This is a genomic window from Bacillus sp. 16GRE42 (genome assembly GCF_019837435.1).
GTDB classification, from domain to species: domain Bacteria; phylum Bacillota; class Bacilli; order Bacillales; family Bacillaceae_G; genus Bacillus_A; species Bacillus_A wiedmannii.
Genome location: NZ_JADAXF010000001.1, coordinates 2,007,036 through 2,023,398, shown reverse-complemented (window position 1 = coordinate 2,023,398; position 16,363 = coordinate 2,007,036). Strand labels below are relative to the sequence as shown.

14 protein-coding genes and 2 other annotated features (1 of these 16 running past the window's edge) are annotated in these 16,363 nt (G+C 36.1%); of the genes, 11 read left to right on the top strand and 3 right to left on the bottom strand.

All coding sequences use genetic code 11. The annotated features are described in order from the left end of the window. Positions 1-193, top strand: a binding site (T-box leader); it begins 59 nt to the left of the window's first position. A 52-nt stretch (positions 194-245) separates the two neighbouring features. Next, positions 246-1,637, top strand: a complete 1,392-nt coding sequence (asnS, locus tag ILS93_RS10505) for an asparagine--tRNA ligase (RefSeq protein WP_000432172.1) — start codon at positions 246-248, stop codon at positions 1,635-1,637. 91 nt (positions 1,638-1,728) lie between these two features. Continuing rightward, on the top strand, positions 1,729-1,863 hold the full coding sequence (locus tag ILS93_RS10500; protein ID WP_000039594.1) for a YuzL family protein: 135 nt from the start codon (positions 1,729-1,731) through the stop codon (positions 1,861-1,863). Between the two features lie 44 nt (positions 1,864-1,907). On the opposite strand, the gene ILS93_RS10495 is transcribed toward ILS93_RS10500, so the two are convergent. The 3 genes from ILS93_RS10495 to rnhC form a co-directional block, all read right to left on the bottom strand. Beyond that, the gene (locus ILS93_RS10495; RefSeq protein ID WP_088048034.1) at positions 1,908-2,159 is read right to left on the bottom strand and encodes a hypothetical protein; all 252 of its coding nucleotides are present in this window, start codon (positions 2,157-2,159) and stop codon (positions 1,908-1,910) included. A 13-nt stretch (positions 2,160-2,172) separates the two neighbouring features. Continuing rightward, positions 2,173-2,442: a hypothetical protein gene (locus tag ILS93_RS10490; RefSeq protein ID WP_000925541.1), complete on the bottom strand. Its 270-nt coding sequence runs from the start codon at positions 2,440-2,442 to the stop codon at positions 2,173-2,175. Between the two features lie 116 nt (positions 2,443-2,558). Beyond that, positions 2,559-3,494 carry a ribonuclease HIII gene (gene rnhC, locus ILS93_RS10485; protein ID WP_088048035.1) on the bottom strand — a complete coding sequence of 312 codons (936 nt, stop codon included), beginning with the start codon at positions 3,492-3,494 and terminating at the stop codon, positions 2,559-2,561. 123 nt (positions 3,495-3,617) lie between these two features. Here rnhC and zapA point away from each other — a divergent pair, with 123 nt between their 5' ends. The 9 genes from zapA (at position 3,618) to ILS93_RS10440 (ending at position 16,297) form a co-directional block, all read left to right on the top strand. Continuing rightward, the gene (zapA, locus tag ILS93_RS10480; protein ID WP_000082701.1) at positions 3,618-3,887 is read left to right on the top strand and encodes a cell division protein ZapA; all 270 of its coding nucleotides are present in this window, start codon (positions 3,618-3,620) and stop codon (positions 3,885-3,887) included. A 1-nt stretch (position 3,888) separates the two neighbouring features. Beyond that, on the top strand, positions 3,889-4,428 hold the full coding sequence (locus ILS93_RS10475; RefSeq protein WP_000565411.1) for a CvpA family protein: 540 nt from the start codon (positions 3,889-3,891) through the stop codon (positions 4,426-4,428). A gap of 55 nt (positions 4,429-4,483) precedes the next feature. Further along, on the top strand, positions 4,484-6,202 hold the full coding sequence (polX, locus tag ILS93_RS10470; RefSeq protein WP_064474630.1) for a DNA polymerase/3'-5' exonuclease PolX: 1,719 nt from the start codon (positions 4,484-4,486) through the stop codon (positions 6,200-6,202). A 19-nt stretch (positions 6,203-6,221) separates the two neighbouring features. Further along, positions 6,222-8,582 (top strand): endonuclease MutS2, encoded by a 2,361-nt coding sequence (locus ILS93_RS10465; protein ID WP_064474631.1) that lies wholly within the window; start codon positions 6,222-6,224, stop codon positions 8,580-8,582. Between the two features lie 194 nt (positions 8,583-8,776). Then, complete coding sequence (locus ILS93_RS10460) at positions 8,777-9,466, top strand: 23S rRNA pseudouridine(2604) synthase RluF (RefSeq protein WP_222660416.1); 690 nt, start codon at positions 8,777-8,779, stop codon at positions 9,464-9,466. Positions 9,467-9,574: 108 nt separating this feature from the next. Beyond that, positions 9,575-9,825: a binding site (T-box leader), on the top strand. A 114-nt stretch (positions 9,826-9,939) separates the two neighbouring features. After that, positions 9,940-11,265 carry a branched-chain amino acid transport system II carrier protein BrnQ6 gene (gene brnQ6 / locus ILS93_RS10455; protein WP_064474633.1) on the top strand — a complete coding sequence of 442 codons (1,326 nt, stop codon included), beginning with the start codon at positions 9,940-9,942 and terminating at the stop codon, positions 11,263-11,265. Between the two features lie 507 nt (positions 11,266-11,772). Then, positions 11,773-12,483 (top strand): heme uptake protein IsdC, encoded by a 711-nt coding sequence (gene isdC / locus ILS93_RS10450; RefSeq protein ID WP_064474634.1) that lies wholly within the window; start codon positions 11,773-11,775, stop codon positions 12,481-12,483. A gap of 23 nt (positions 12,484-12,506) precedes the next feature. Then, on the top strand, positions 12,507-12,965 hold the full coding sequence (locus ILS93_RS10445) for an NEAT domain-containing protein (protein ID WP_064474635.1): 459 nt from the start codon (positions 12,507-12,509) through the stop codon (positions 12,963-12,965). A 32-nt stretch (positions 12,966-12,997) separates the two neighbouring features. Next, the gene (locus tag ILS93_RS10440) at positions 12,998-16,297 is read left to right on the top strand and encodes an NEAT domain-containing protein (RefSeq protein WP_222660414.1); all 3,300 of its coding nucleotides are present in this window, start codon (positions 12,998-13,000) and stop codon (positions 16,295-16,297) included. Positions 16,298-16,363: the final 66 nt, after the last annotated feature.

Sequence of the window (16,363 nt, the reverse complement as noted above, 5' to 3'; positions counted from 1 at the left end):
TGAGAGCCTGATGAGGCGGTATATGTGAAGAACACCTTGGAGTTGCTAACCGAAATTGAAACTTGTATTTAAGAGTAGGCTTAGACGGGAATCCGGCCTGTTACAAACCGGGAAGTATGTATTACATACGAGTTAAAGTTGGTCTTTATGACAAATTGGGTGGTACCGCGAAGTTTAACCTTTCGTCCCTTTATGGATGAAAGGTTTTTTTGTATTTAAATATATGTGCAAAGGAGAATTTCACTATGGAAAACACATTAGTAAAAAGTCTGTATAGAGATACAGATAAATACGCAGGTCAAACAGTACAAGTATCAGGGTGGATTCGTAACTTACGTGATTCAAAAGCATTTGGTTTCATCGAATTAAACGACGGTAGCTTTTTCAAAAGCGTTCAAATCGTTTTCGATACAGAGTTAGAAAACTTCAAAGAAATTGCAAAACTTCCACTTAGCTCTTCAGTTAAAGTAGAAGGTACAGTAATTGCAACGCCTGGAGCGAAGCAACCATTTGAAATTAAAGCAGAAAAAATTGATATCGAGGGCTTATCAGATTCTGATTACCCACTTCAAAAGAAACGTCACACGTTTGAATACTTACGTACAATCGCTCACTTACGTCCAAGAACAAATGCATTCTCTGCAACGTTCCGTGTACGTTCTGTCGCAGCATTTGCGATTCACCAGTTCTTCCAAGAGCGTGGATTCGTACATGTTCACACACCAATCATCACTGGTAGTGATACAGAAGGTGCAGGCGAAATGTTCCGCGTAACAACGCAAGATTTAAACAACGTACCAAAAGGTGAAGACGGACAAGTTGATGAATCAAAAGACTTCTTCGGCAAAGAAACAAACTTAACAGTAAGTGGACAGCTGAACGCTGAAGCTTATGCATTAGCATTCCGTGACGTATACACATTCGGACCTACATTCCGTGCAGAAAACTCAAACACAACTCGCCACGCAGCTGAGTTCTGGATGGTTGAGCCGGAGATTGCATTCGCTGAATTAGGCGACGTAATGGATCTTACAGAAGATATGCTGAAATATGCAATGAAATACGTACTAGAACATGCGCCAGAAGAAATGGAATTCTTCAACAGCTTCGTTGATAAAACAGTTCTAGAGCGCATGAACAACGTAATCAACTCTGACTTCGGTCGTATCACATATACAGAAGCAATTAAAGTGCTTCAAGAATCAGGTGCTGATTTCAAATACCCAGTAGAATGGGGTATTGACTTACAAACAGAGCACGAAAGATACTTATCAGAAGAGATCTTTAAACGCCCTGTATTCGTAACTGACTATCCGAAAGACATTAAAGCGTTCTACATGCGTATGAATGAAGATGGAAAAACAGTAGCTGCTACTGACCTTCTAGTTCCTGGCATCGGCGAATTAATCGGCGGAAGCCAACGTGAAGAAAGAATGGACGTTTTAGTAGACAGAATTAAAGAACTAGGCATGAACGAAGAGGACTACTGGTGGTACTTAGAACTTAGAAAATACGGCGGTACAAAACACGCTGGATTCGGTCTAGGTTTCGAGCGCTTCCTAATGTACATCACTGGCATGGCTAACATCCGTGACGTAATTCCATTCCCAAGAACTCCAGGCTCTTCTGAATTCTAAAATATAAAAAAGCGAGAGGATTTCCTCTCGCTTTTTTGTTTGCATAGTTTATTACCTCGTAGCAAAAAGTAACGCGAAGGGGTGAATATAAATGAGTAAAAAAGTAAAAAAAGATCATTCAAGATCAAGCCTAGGTTCTCCAGAAGTAGAAGGACAAGGAACGACGACACATGAAACAGGTTCTCATAAAGTATCTTCATCAAATAAGAAGCAGAAAAGAAGCTAACATAAAAAAGGAGAGTCTTGGCGGCTCTCCTTTTTTTATATGTATTACACCTTATTATCATTAATCTCTTTTGTAATTTTATCTACATCTTTGTCTAATTGGTCTAAATAGAAAAACCACAGTAAGCTCATGAGCACGTAATAGATGGCCATCACACCAAGATTATCAGATATATTTTCGAATGTGGATTTAGAAGTGAAAAAAGCTCCCCAAATGGTAGAAATAGTGAGGTAAGAAAGTGGGCCTACGAGGTGTACGAAAACATATAATAACTTTTTAACTTTTAAAGCGTTCATATGAATTCCCTCCTTATGTAAACAATCTTTTTCTTCTAATCATACATTCAAGTTCCTCACAGAAGTGTTGTAGTTTTGCTGGATTATGTATTAACAAGCGGGCATCGTGTTTCCCGATAAATCTTCGAATCCGAAAGTTTAATAAGAAAGATCGGCCATAGCGCTCTATTAAATCGTTGAATTCTCGTTGTTCACTTAGTAGCTGAATGTTTTCTCTAATTTCAAACTGTCTTTCGTGTGGATCGCCTAGTAAAATATTTAGAATCATTTGTAGAAGTAGCAATGGGAATCTCCTCATGTGTTAGAATAATCTGTATATTTTAATTGTAACAAAAATAAACGGACAATAGTATAGTGAAACAAAAAACAGGAGTTTGTAGCCTCCTGTTTTTGTCGATACTATTTTAATAAGCGAAACGCCTTCTCCTTATTAGCGAAATGCATTTTCACAAACTCAGGTAATCGTTCTTTACCAAGCTTTTGAATTAATTTAGCAGCGGCGATATCAACTTGTTTACCGGCACCTTTTGGAAGTGGCATACCAGCTTTTTTGCTTAATTCGTCAAACTGTTTTACGAATGAGTAACGAGCTAAAATAGAAGCAGCGGCTACTGCTAAATGGACGCTTTCGCCTTTCGTCGCGAAGTAAACATTTTCACGCTGTACCTGTTTTTGTTTAGCTAAATATTTATAGTATGTATCAGGTTGTGTGAATTGATCGATTAAGACGCCTTCAGGCTTTGTAGGTGCAATTTTAGCTAATAAGTTTGTAATAGCTTTATTATGTAGTAAAGCTTTTAACTTACCTTGGTTGTTTCCTTTATCAAATAGCTCGTTATATTTTTCATTATGAAGGACAAGAGAGCTGTAAGGAACAACGTGTAGAAGTTGTTTTGCAATGGCAGTAATTTGATTGTCATTTAAGTTTTTAGAGTCTTTTACACCAAGTTCTTTTAACAATGGGATTTGCTTCGCATCCACATATACAGCAACTACTGTCATCGGTCCGAAGAAATCACCAGTACCAACTTCATCTGACCCTACGATAGACATTGTACTGATGGAAGCAGGCGGTGCATAACGGTGTGAATCGACAGCTTTTTTTACAGCTGTTTTCGGTGTTTGAGAGACAGTTTGCCAACGAGAAGCTTCTGCTTCAGCACGGCCACCTTGGAACATTACTTTTCCAGATTTATAAGCTGTAATCGTGCAAGATGGCACCTTTGCCATGAAGATCCCGCCTTGTGGGGTTTTTGGACTAAGCGCTTGTTTGTATTGTTGTTTCATGTCTTCAATTACTGTGGAACTTGTTTGTATTACGATAGAATTTGACAAGATGGTCGCTCCTTTTTTATATTGTTATTTTTATCATATCGGATTGTTCTTTCTGTTTCCATAATATGATGGTTCATGGTATGATAAACTTTAGGATTCTGTACGTGATTGGAGGCCGGTGAGTTGTCACAACAAAAGGGAAAGAAAAGTCGAATTAATGTAGAAATCTATGGTCAACAATATTCAGTTGTTGGCGATGAAAGTACAAGTCATATCCGCATGGTAGCAGCGATTGTGGATGATAAAATGCGCGAACTCAATGCCAAGAATCCTTCGCTTGACACGAGTAGACTAGCGGTATTGACGGCGGTAAACGTCATACACGATTACATAAAATTAAAAGAAGAACATGAGAAATTGAAAGAAAGTATGACAAAAAAAGGAATGGAATAACATGATTGATATTATTATCATTTTACTGCTTGTTATGGGATTTTTCCTCGGCTTACGCAGAGGGTTTATTCTGCAACTTGTAAAGTTAACAAGCTTTATTATCGCATACCTTGTTGCATACTGGTACTGTAAAGATTTAGCGCCAGCACTTGCGAAATTTATTCCGTATCCATTTGATAAAAACGTATCTGTTCCAGAATGGATTGATGCAAATAATATTGAAACAGTATTTTATCAAGCACTTGCGTTTATCATATTGTTTATTATTACAAAAATTGCACTTTCATTACTTGGTAATTTGTTAAATATGTTTGCAGAAATACCGGTTTTAAAGCAAGTCAATGCGTTTGCGGGGGCAATCCTCGGATTTTTAGAAGTATATATTATTTTGTTTGTTTTAATTATCGTTGGAAACATTCTTCCAATTGAACAAATACAAACACCATTACAAAAATCATCAATTAGCAAAATAATTGTAGACGATACACCGATTCTTTCTGAAAAGGTGAAGGAACTATGGCAGACAGGTAGCAGAGTATAACTTCTCTTTTTTCGGAAAGAGGAGTTTTTTTCTATGAAGGAAAGGCGGGGTAATGATGAAAGTAAATAAAAAACAAGTTATTAAATTACTAGAGACAATCGGCCTGTTTATGGAACTAAAGGGCGCGAATCCATTTAAAATATCTGCATTTCGTAAAGCGGCAGCAGCACTAGAAAGTGATGATCGTAGTCTTTCTGAGATTGAAGATTTTACGAAGATTCCGGGCATTGGAAAAGGAACAGCAGCAGTTATTCAAGAATATATAGAATCGGGAGCATCTGAAGTATTACAAGAGCTTGAGAAAGAAGTTCCAAGTAGCTTATTACCGTTATTAAAATTGCCAGGACTTGGTGGTAAAAAGCTGGCTAAGTTATATAAAGAACTTGGTGTTGTTGATATGGAATCGCTAAAAGCGGTTTGTGAGGAAAATAAAGTACAAGCTTTAGCAGGCTTCGGTAAGAAGACAGAAGAGAAAATATTAGAAGCAATCGATCAAGTAGGATCTCGTCCAGAGCGTTTACCAATCGCAATGGTATTGCCTATTGCCGGGGAAATAGAGGAGAAATTGTCGAATATTGCTGAAGTAATTCGTTTCTCTCGTGCTGGTAGTTTGCGCCGTGTTCGTGAAACAGTGAAAGATTTAGACTTTATCATTGCAACGACAGAACCAGCTGCAGTACGTGAGCATTTACTGCAATTTGATAATATGATTGAAGTAATCGCAAGTGGAGATACGAAAGTTTCTGTTCGTCTTCAATATGAATATGATATTTCAATCGATTTCCGTCTAGTAAAACCAGAAGAATTTATTACAACCCTTCACCATTTCACAGGATCAAAAGACCATAACGTAAAAATGCGCCAAATCGCGAAAGATAGAGGCGAGAAAATTAGTGAGTACGGTGTAGAAAACTTAGAAACAGGTGAAGTGAGAACATTTGAAACAGAAGAGGAGTTCTTCGCTCATTTCGGTCTTCCATTCATCCCACCAGAAGTGCGTGAAGATGGAAAAGAAATTGAATTAATTAAAGAGTATCCGAACTTAATTCAGTTCTCTGATATACAAGGTGATTTACATATGCATACAACGTGGAGTGACGGTGCCTTTTCGATTGAGGAAATGGTACAGGCATGTCGTGCTCGTGGTTATAAATTTATGGCAATTACCGACCATTCACAATACTTAAAAGTAGCGAATGGTTTAACGAAAGAACGCCTTCGTGAACAGGCAAAAGAAATTGAACGTATGAACGAAAAGTATCCAGACATTACAATTTTACGCGGAATTGAAATGGATATTTTACCGGATGCAACACTTGATTTTGATGATGAAGTATTAGCAGAATTAGATTATGTCATTGGAGCGATTCACTCTAGCTTCTCACAAGACCGTGAAACGATTATGAAACGTCTTCGTGCTGCGCTGGATAATAAGCATGTCACAATGATTGCTCATCCGACAGGACGTCTTCTTGGACGCCGCGAGGGCTATGATGTGGATACAGATTTATTAATCGAGCTCGCAAAAGAAACAAATACAGTTTTAGAATTAAATGCGAATCCAAACCGTCTAGATTTAAGCGCGAAATTATTAAAACAAGCACAAGATGCTGGTGTAAAAGTAGCGATTAATACGGATGCTCATACGCTTGAAATGTTAGAAGATATGGAAACAGGTGTAGCAGCAGCACGTAAAGGTTGGATTCAAAAAGATAACGTAATTAACACGTGGGATATTGAACGTTTATTAGACTATATTAAACGTAATAAGTAACACAAGGGGGACCTGCAACATGTTAGAAAGAACGTTGCGTGTATTAGAATACAATAAAGTAAAAGAACAATTACTTGAACATACAGCCTCTTCACTTGGCCGTGACAAAGTGAAGCATTTAGTGCCGAGCACTGATTTTGAAGAAATTGTAGAAATGCAAGATACAACGGATGAAGCAGCGAAAGTCATTCGTTTAAAAGGTAGTGCACCATTAGGTGGTATTACGGATATTCGCTCAAATGTGAAGCGTGCAAAGATTGGAAGTATGTTAAGCCCGAATGAACTACTTGATATTGCCAATACGATGTATGGTAGTCGCAATATGAAACGTTTCATTGAAGATATGGTTGATAATGGTGTCGAGCTTCCAATTTTAGAAACTCATGTCGCTCAAATTATATCTTTATATGATTTAGAAAAGAAAATTACAAATTGTATCGGTGACGGCGGAGAAGTAGTCGATAGCGCAAGTGATAAACTGCGTGGTATTCGTACTCAAATTCGTACTGCGGAAAGCCGTATTCGTGAAAAGTTAGAAAACATGACGCGTTCTTCCAACGCGCAAAAGATGCTGTCTGACGCGATTGTAACGATTCGTAACGAACGTTACGTAATCCCAGTAAAACAAGAATACCGCGGTGTATATGGTGGTATTGTCCACGATCAATCAGCTTCTGGGCAAACGTTATTTATTGAACCACAAGTCATTGTAGAGTTAAATAACGCGCTTCAAGAAGCACGAGTGAAAGAAAAACAAGAAATCGAACGCATCTTATTCATGTTAACAGAAGAAGTGGCAGTAGAAGCGGATATCGTTTTATCTAATGTAGAAGTAGTTGCGAATCTTGACTTTATTTTTGCGAAAGCTTTTTATGCGAAGCGTATAAAAGCAACGAAACCAATCGTAAATAACGAGCGCTATATGGATTTAAGACAAGCACGTCATCCACTTATTGATTCAGAAATTATCGTGCCAAATAACATTATGTTAGGGAAAGATTTCACGACAATTGTTATTACAGGACCGAATACAGGTGGTAAAACAGTTACGCTGAAAACAGTTGGTATTTGTGTATTAATGGCGCAATCTGGCCTTCACATTCCAGTAATGGATGAATCAGAGATTTGTGTATTTAAAAATATCTTTGCCGATATCGGTGATGAGCAATCGATTGAACAAAGTTTAAGTACGTTCTCCTCACATATGGTGAATATTGTTGATATTTTAGAAAAAGCTGATTTTGAAAGCTTAGTTTTATTCGATGAATTAGGTGCTGGAACAGACCCGCAAGAAGGGGCTGCATTAGCAATTTCAATTTTAGATGAAGTATGTAATCGTGGTGCTCGCGTTGTTGCTACGACGCATTACCCAGAATTAAAAGCATACGGATATAACCGTGAGAAAGTTATTAATGCGAGCGTTGAGTTCGACGTGAACACATTAAGCCCAACGTATAAATTATTAATCGGTGTACCAGGACGTAGTAATGCCTTTGAAATTTCGAAGCGCCTTGGATTATCTGATCGCGTGATTGATCAAGCTCGTAACCACATTAGTACAGATACAAACAAAATTGAAAATATGATTGCGAAGTTAGAAGAAAGTCAAAAGAATGCAGAACGTGACTGGAACGAAGCCGAAGCACTTCGTAAGCAATCTGAAAAACTGCATCGCGAATTACAGCGTCAAATTATTGAATTTAATGATGAGCGCGATGAAAAATTATTAAAAGCGCAAAAAGAAGGGGAAGAAAAAGTCGAAGCTGCAAAGAAAGAAGCAGAAGGCATTATTCAAGAACTTCGTCAATTGCGTAAAGCACAGCTTATAAACGTGAAAGACCATGAGCTTATTGAAGCAAAGAGCCGTCTAGAAGGTGCGGCGCCAGAGCTTGTGAAGAAACAAAAAGTAAACGTGAAAAACACAGCGCCAAAACAACAATTACGCGCAGGTGATGAAGTAAAAGTGTTAACGTTTGGTCAAAAAGGTCAATTACTTGAAAAAGTAAGTGATACAGAGTGGAGCGTACAAATTGGTATTCTGAAGATGAAAGTGAAAGAATCCAATATGGAATACATTAATACACCGAAGCAAACTGAGAAAAAAGCAGTTGCAAGTGTGAAGGGTAGAGATTATCACGTTTCGTTAGAGCTTGATCTTCGCGGTGAACGTTATGAAGATGCAATGATGCGCGTTGAAAAATATTTAGATGATGCACAGCTTGCAAGCTATCCGCGCGTATCAATTATTCACGGTAAAGGAACAGGAGCGCTTCGCCAAGGTGTACAAGATTACTTGAAGAAACATCGCGGTGTGAAAAACTACCGCTACGGTGACATGGGCGAGGGAGGCCTAGGCGTAACAGTTGTCGAATTAAAATAGCAAACAACGAAACAAAGGGGAACCACTATATGTTTATGGACAAACTTGCAAAAGTATTGTTAGCTTGTTGCGGAATATTTTTGGTGATTGGGGTTATTTATTTAGTTGTTTTTGCGAAGTAAACGAGCGTCAATCGTGGCATAATGATATTGCCATAGATTGACGCTTTTAATATATATGAAAAGGAATAAGCTATGAAAATCAACCAATACATAAGCGAAGCAAAATCTTGCTCAAGACGCGAAACAGACCGTCTCATTAAAGCAGGACGCGTGGCGATTAACGGCGAAATATGTACGCACGGTGCACTCGTGAGCGATGGTGATGTGGTAACGATTGATGGACAGGTTATTGCAAAAGAAGAGAAGGAAAAGGTGTATATTGCCTTTCATAAACCAGTTGGCATTACTTGTACAGCAGCCGAGCATATTGAAGATAATATTATTGATTATATCAATTACCCAGAGCGTATCTTTCCTGTTGGGCGATTAGATAAAGCGTCGGAAGGATTAATTTTATTAACGAATAACGGTGGGATTGCCAATCAAATTTTACACGGAGATCATGAACACGAGAAAGAATATATTGTTACGGTTGATAAGCAATTTACAGGTTGGTTTATTGATGAGATGTCTAGCGGTGTAAAGATTAAGGATGGAATGACGAAGCCATGTAAAGTGACGAGAGTGGATCAATTTACATTTCGCATCGTTTTAACGCAAGGAATGAACAGACAAATTCGTAGAATGAGCCGTGCTTTCGGGTTTACTGTAACTAAGCTAAAACGAATTCGTATTATGAATATAGAGCTAGATGATCTAGAAGTCGGAAAATGGCGGAGCGTTACAGCTGAGGAATTAGAAATATTAATAGGGCAGTTATAGGGAGGGAAAATTTTCTCCCTATATTTTTTTGTCAGAAAAAATAAAACTATTGATTTTTTAAAAAATAGCCCATATAATAAAAAACAACAAGTTTCGACAAGATATTTTATAAAAGTAATGATGAGGACATGAGTTGTTTTTGACGATTCTCAGAGAGGGAAGCCTAGGCTGTGAGCTTCCTAATACGGAAAGACAAACTTACCACCTCTAAACTTCAAGAGTGAACTGCATGATGCATTGTAATTCTTGGCGGATAAAACCGTTATCAATTTACACGAGCTATAAAATGAGCTTATTTTGTTATAAATTCATTTTATTAGAATAAGGGTGGAACCACGATTTCAACACTCGTCCCTTTGTTAGGGACGGGTGTTTTTTGCGTTCTTTTACGGGGAAGTATGCTTGAAAGAGGACATATGACGGGTTTTAATTCAGAATATTTTGTCAATAAATTATTTAGGAGGTTAGTAGAAATGAAATCATCTTTAAAGTTTTCTGAGATGTTTGCAATAAGTTTAATGTTGTTTGCACTATTTTTCGGTGCAGGTAATATGATTTTCCCGCCGGCTTTAGGGCAAGGTGCTGGAACAGACGTATGGATCGCGTTATTTGGCTTTATCGTAACAGGTGTTGGATTACCTTTATTAGGGGTAATTGTTATAGCTCTAAAGGGAGATATTAATGAGCTAGCGGGACGTGTACACCCTGTATTCGCACTTGTTTTTATCACTGCAATTTATTTATGTTTAGGCGTATTCGTAAGTGTTCCGCGTACAGGAACAGTTGCTTATGAAATGAGTGTTGCACCGTTTTTACCAAGTGAGATAGCTGGTCAATCGTATCCACTTGTTATCTTTACATTCATTTTCTTTGCAGTAACTTTCTATTTAGCTTTAAACCCATCGAAATTAGTGGGCCGCATCGGTAAAGTATTAACTCCAATTTTGTTAGCTGTTATAGCAATTATCGTAGGTAAAGCAATTATTACACCAATTGGAGAATTTGGTGCACCGACAGAAGCATATAATGCTCCGCTCTTTAAAGGTTTTATTGATGGATATTTAACTTTAGATGGACTTGCAGCACTTGTTTTCGGAAATGTTGTTATTAATGCTTTAAAAGCAAAAGGCGTTACAAATAAGAACAGCATTGCAAAAGTAACAATCTTTGCAGGATTTATTGCAGCGCTCGGTTTACTACTTGTTTATTTAGCACTTGCTTATCTGGGAGCTTCTAGTGTGTCTCTTGGAATGGGGGCAAACGGAGGAATTATTTTAACAAACGTTGTAAATCATTTATTTGGTAGTTACGGAACTTTATTATTAGGGATCGCAATTACAGCGGCATGTTTAACAACTTCTGTAGGTATTGTTGCAGCTTGTGGGGAATATTTTTCTTCCTTATTACCAAAGCTTTCTTATCAAAAGGTTGTTTTCATCTTCTGTGTATTAGCATTTATGGTAGCAAACCTTGGGTTAACTCAGTTAAACGCATTAGCATTACCGATTTTAATTGCAATTTACCCAATTGGTATCGTACTGATTGTATTATCACTTGTTGAAAACTATATTCGTCTTCCATTAGCTATGTATGTAGGCGGTATTGTAGGCGCATTTGCAATTAGCTTCTTTGATGGATTGCATAATGCAAATCTTCAAATTGCAGCGCTAGCCCCTATTTTAGATAAGATTCCATTATATAGTGTAGGCATTGGCTGGTTAGTTCCAGGCATAATCGGTATAGGATTTGGTTATATAGTTTCTAAGTTTCAAAAGCAGGAAATTGCTGTAGAAAAATAGAGGAAAGAGGCTTTCTATCAAAGAAAGCCTCTTTTTTTGTAGAAAAAGCCGTATATAGAGAAATTTAGATATTAAAAATTTTATACGTAATATAGTTGACAAAAAATTTACGAGTAGGCTAAGATTGACTTAGTTGTGGAAATATTGGAAGGAAAGTGAGGAGTGAAAGGTATAAGGTATAAGGTTTTCTATAACGATATCATTTTTGTAGATAGAGGTGATAGAGTAGGAAAATGGATAGTTTTATTTTTTTGAGTTTCATTGAGAATGATAATCAACAAATGGGATAGGGACTTATGTTAAAATATGAATCGCTCTTTATACGGAATAGAGGGGGATATTATTTTTAACATCAAGTGAGAATGATAATCAATAATGTCTACAGTACATAAAGAAAGTACAATTAAATAATGGTAGAGGATTATTATTTTTTTCTTATAAATTGAGAATAATTATCATTTTCAAAAAAAGTGTGGATGAAAGATAAACAAGGAGGAAGTAAGCCAAATGAGAAAGATTTCTGTATTACCCGCTTTTATTATAACGTTCGTATGTATGCTAGCTTTTCTTGTCATGCCATATGGGAAAGCTTCAGCACAACTAGCTGACGGTACTTATGATATTAACTATGTCATTCAAAAAGCGGAAAATGATTCAGCTTCAATGGCAAATGATTATTTTGAAAAACCAGCTAAGTTAGTTGTAAAAAATGGTGAGATGAGAGTGCAAATTCCGATGAATCATAGTGCTTGGATTACAGAATTTAAAGCACCTGAGAACGGGAATTTTGTTGATGCAAAAGTTGTTAGTAAAGATGAATCAGCAGATAAAAGAACTGTAGAGTTTAAAATAGACGATTTATCTAAGCCAGCAGCTGCAAAAATTCATGTTGTTGTACCTAACGTAAATTATGACCATAACTACACAATTCGCTTTGCATTTGATGCAGATGTAAAAGCGGTAGGCGGAGAAAATAAAGCAATTACTGCAACAAAGAATAATGATCAAACAAAAACAGATACAAAAGTAAAAGAAGAAGTGAAGAAAGAAGAGAGTAAAGAAGCAAATAAAGAGGCGAACAAAGGAACAAATGAAAGCGGTAAAGCTGAAAAAACAGATAACCCAAAAACAGGCGATGAAGCACGCATCGGATTATTTGCAGCGTTAATTCTTATTTCAGGTGTTTTCTTAATTCGTAAAGTGAAGTTAAGTAAATAAATCTTTTGAAGGGTGATGAATATATGTTTAAACAATTTAAAATGATTATTGCCGTATTTGCTGTTTTATTTACGTTTATAGCAACACTAGGTTCACAAGATACAAAGGCTGCTACAAAAGTAGCTGATGGAAAATATAATATTGCTTTTACTGTATGGAAAGGCGATAAAGATGAATCGTCTAGAATGAATAGTTATTTTGAAAGTCCGGCAACATTAACAGTTAAAGATGGAAAACAATATGTTTCATTCAAAGTGAAAGATAGTACTTCTATTAAAAGTTTACAAGTAGAAAAAAATGGTCAATTCGTAGAAGCTACTGTGTTAAGTGAAAATACAAAAGAGAATACTAGAGTTGTAGAATTTGAAGTTGCTGACTTGTCAAAAAAACTAAATGGCAAGGTGAAAATTAATATCCCAATTATTAATTATAACGCTTCATATGATATTCGTTTTGTATTTGATGGGAACAGTATTAAATAATTAAAAAATTTTCAAAAGGGAGAGTCGTTCCATTGAACAGGTATGTAAAAATTATTGTTGCTATGTTTTTAATGGTATTTACATTCGTATCAACATTACAACCACTTGCAGTTCAAGCAGCTACCCGGTTGACTGATGGTGAATATTCAATCGGTTTCAAAGTTCTTAAGGACACATCAGATGAAGAATCTATGATGAATCAATACTCTGTAAGTCCAGGAACTTTAAAAGTGAAGGATGGGAAGAAGAAGGTATCCTTTACGTTAGAACATAGTTCATGGATTACAAAGTTTGAAACAGAAAAAAATGGCCAGTTTGTTGCGACAAATGTAATTAGTGAAGATAAAGAAAAAGATACAAGAGTAGTAGAATTTGAAGTGGACGATGTAGAGAAAGTATTAAATGCGAAAGTAAAAGTAGACATAGACTTTTTAAATTATCATCATGATTATGATGTACGCATTGTATTTGATCAAAATAGTATTACACCGATTCATGTAGAACAACCAAATGAAAAAGAGGACCCAGCTAATAAGCCAGATCCAAATGAAAATCCGGATCCAAGTCAGAAGCCCGACCAAAAGCCTGACCCAGATCAACAACCAAATTCTAACACAATTAAAGATGGAGAGTACAGTATTCCATTTAAAGTGTTAAAAGATCAAACAGACGAAGAATCTAAGATGAATACTTACATGGTAAATCCAGGAGTATTAAAAGTAGAAAACGGTAAGAAAAAAGCGTTTGTAACATTAAAAAGTAGTTCATTAATTAAAAATTTCCAAACGGAAAAAGATGGCGCATTTGCTGATGCAAAAGTAGTGAGTGAAGATAAAGAAAAAGAAAAAGATACAAGAGTAGTAGAATTTGAAGTAGACGATTTATCTAAAAAAATAAATACAAAAGTATTTATTGAAGTGGCATCACAAGGTTACAAGCAAACACATAATGTACAACTTTTATTTGAACAAGATAAACTTGAACAAATTAAAAATGAAGAGAAACAACCGGATGGAGATAAAAAGCCGGAAGTAGAAAAACCAGAAATTGAAACAATTAAAGATGGAGAGTACAGTATTCCATTTAAAGTATTAAAAGATAAGACAGATGAAGAATCTAAGATGAATACTTACATGGTAAATCCAGGAGTATTAAAAGTAGAAAATGGTAAGAAAAAAGCAATTGTAACACTAACAAGTAGCTCATTAATTAAAAATTTCCAAACGGAAAAAGATGGTGCATTTGCTGATGCAAAAGTAGTGAGTGAAGATAAAGAAAAAGATACAAGAGTAGTAGAGTTTGAAGTGGATGATTTATCAAAAAAATTAAATACAAAAGTATTTATCGAAATGGCATCAAGAAACTATAAGCAAACACATGATGTGCAACTTTTATTTGAACAAGATAAACTTGAGCCAATTAAGAACGAAGAAAAGCAACCAGATGGAGATAAAAAGCCAGAGGTAGAGAAACCAGAAGTAGAGAAGCCGAATGTTGAAACAATGAAAGATGGCGAATACAACATCAGTTTCAAAGCTTTAAAAGATCAAACAGAAGAAATTTCAATGATGAACACGTATACGAAGAGCCCGGGCGTGTTAAAGGTGAAAGATGGTAAAAAATATGTATCATTCACATTAACGAATAGTGCATGGATTACAAATTTTGAATTTGAGAAAAATGGTTCGTTTGTTAATGCGAGTGTATTAAGTGAAGATAAAAAAGCCGATACACGCGTAGTGGAAGTAGAAGTAGACGATTTATCTAAAAAGTTAAATGCAAAAGTAAAAGTAGATATCGATTCAATGAATTATCATCATTTCTACGACATTCAATTTGCATTTGATAAAGGTAGCATTAAACCGTTAGATAACCAAGGCGGAAACGATAACCAAGGCGGAAACGATAACCAAGGCGGAAACGATAACCAAGGTGGAAACGATAACCAAGGCGGAAACGATAACCAAGGCGGAAACGATAACCAAGGCGGAAACGATAACCAAGGCGGAAACGATAACCAAGGCGGAAACGATAACCAAGGCGGAAACGATAACCAAGGCGGAAACAATAACCAAGGCGGGAACAATAACCAAGGCGGAAACGATAACCAAGGCGGAAACAATAACCAAGGTAATAACACAACCATTGATCCAAAAGCACTAAAAGATGGTGAATACAGCATTGGCTTTAAAGTTCTAAAAGATAAAACAGAAGAAATTTCAATGATGAACACATATACAAAGAGTCCAGCTGTACTAAAAGTGAAAGACGGTAAGAAGTATGTATCGTTTACATTAACGAACAGTACATGGATTACAAAATTTGAGTTTGAAAAGAATGGTTCTTTTGTTAACGCAAAAGTGTTAAGTGAGAATAAAGAGCAAAATACAAAAGTAGTAGAGTTAGAAGTAGATGATTTATTTAAAAAATTAAATGCAAAAGTAAAAGTAGATATTGATGCGATGAATTATCACCATTCCTACGATGTTCAATTTGTATTTGATCAAGATAGTATTAAAGCTTTAGGTAACCAAGGTGGAAACGACAACCAAGGTGGAAACGACAACCAAGGCGGAAACGACAACCAAGGCGGAAACGACAACCAAGGCGGAAACGATAACCAAGGCGGAAGTGACAACCAAGATGGAAATAATCAACCAAAAGTAATAGTTGATCCGAAAAATTTAGTAGATGGTCAATATGATATTCCATTTAAAGTGTTAAAAGATAAAACAAATGAGCTTTCAAAGATGCATGACTATACTGTACATCCGGCAAAATTAATCGTTAAAGATGGTAAAAAGTACATTGAGATGACGTTGAAAAATAGTGCATGGATTACAAAATTCCAAACGGAAAATAACAGTCTTTTTGCTGATGCGAAAGTAGTAAGCGAAGATAAAAATGCAAATACGAGAGTAGTGCAATTTGAAGTAAGTGATTTATTTGCAAAATTAAATGCAAAAGTAAAAGTTGATATCAACGAAATGAACTACCATCATTTCTACGATGTCCAAATTCAATTTGATACAAATAATATTGGTGCGTTAGGAACGATTAAAGAGGATCCAAAAAAAGATCCGAAAAATGATCCGAAAAATGATCCGAACAATCCAGTGATTACACCGAAAGTAGATAATATAAAAAAAGTAGATAATCCTGATTTTAACCGAAATGCAGATGATAAGAAGAAAAAAGAAGGCCAAAAAAATGATCCGAAAAAAGAGAAAAACTCAAAAACGGCAGATACAGCACAACTAGGCTTATACATGGTGCTATTGCTTGGGTCACTTGCTTTATTAGTTCGTAAATATAGAGCAGGAAGATTGTAATTTTGGAGTCTTGATGCATGATCGCATGCATCAAGACTTGTTTCATATTGTTTGGAAAGGAGTGGT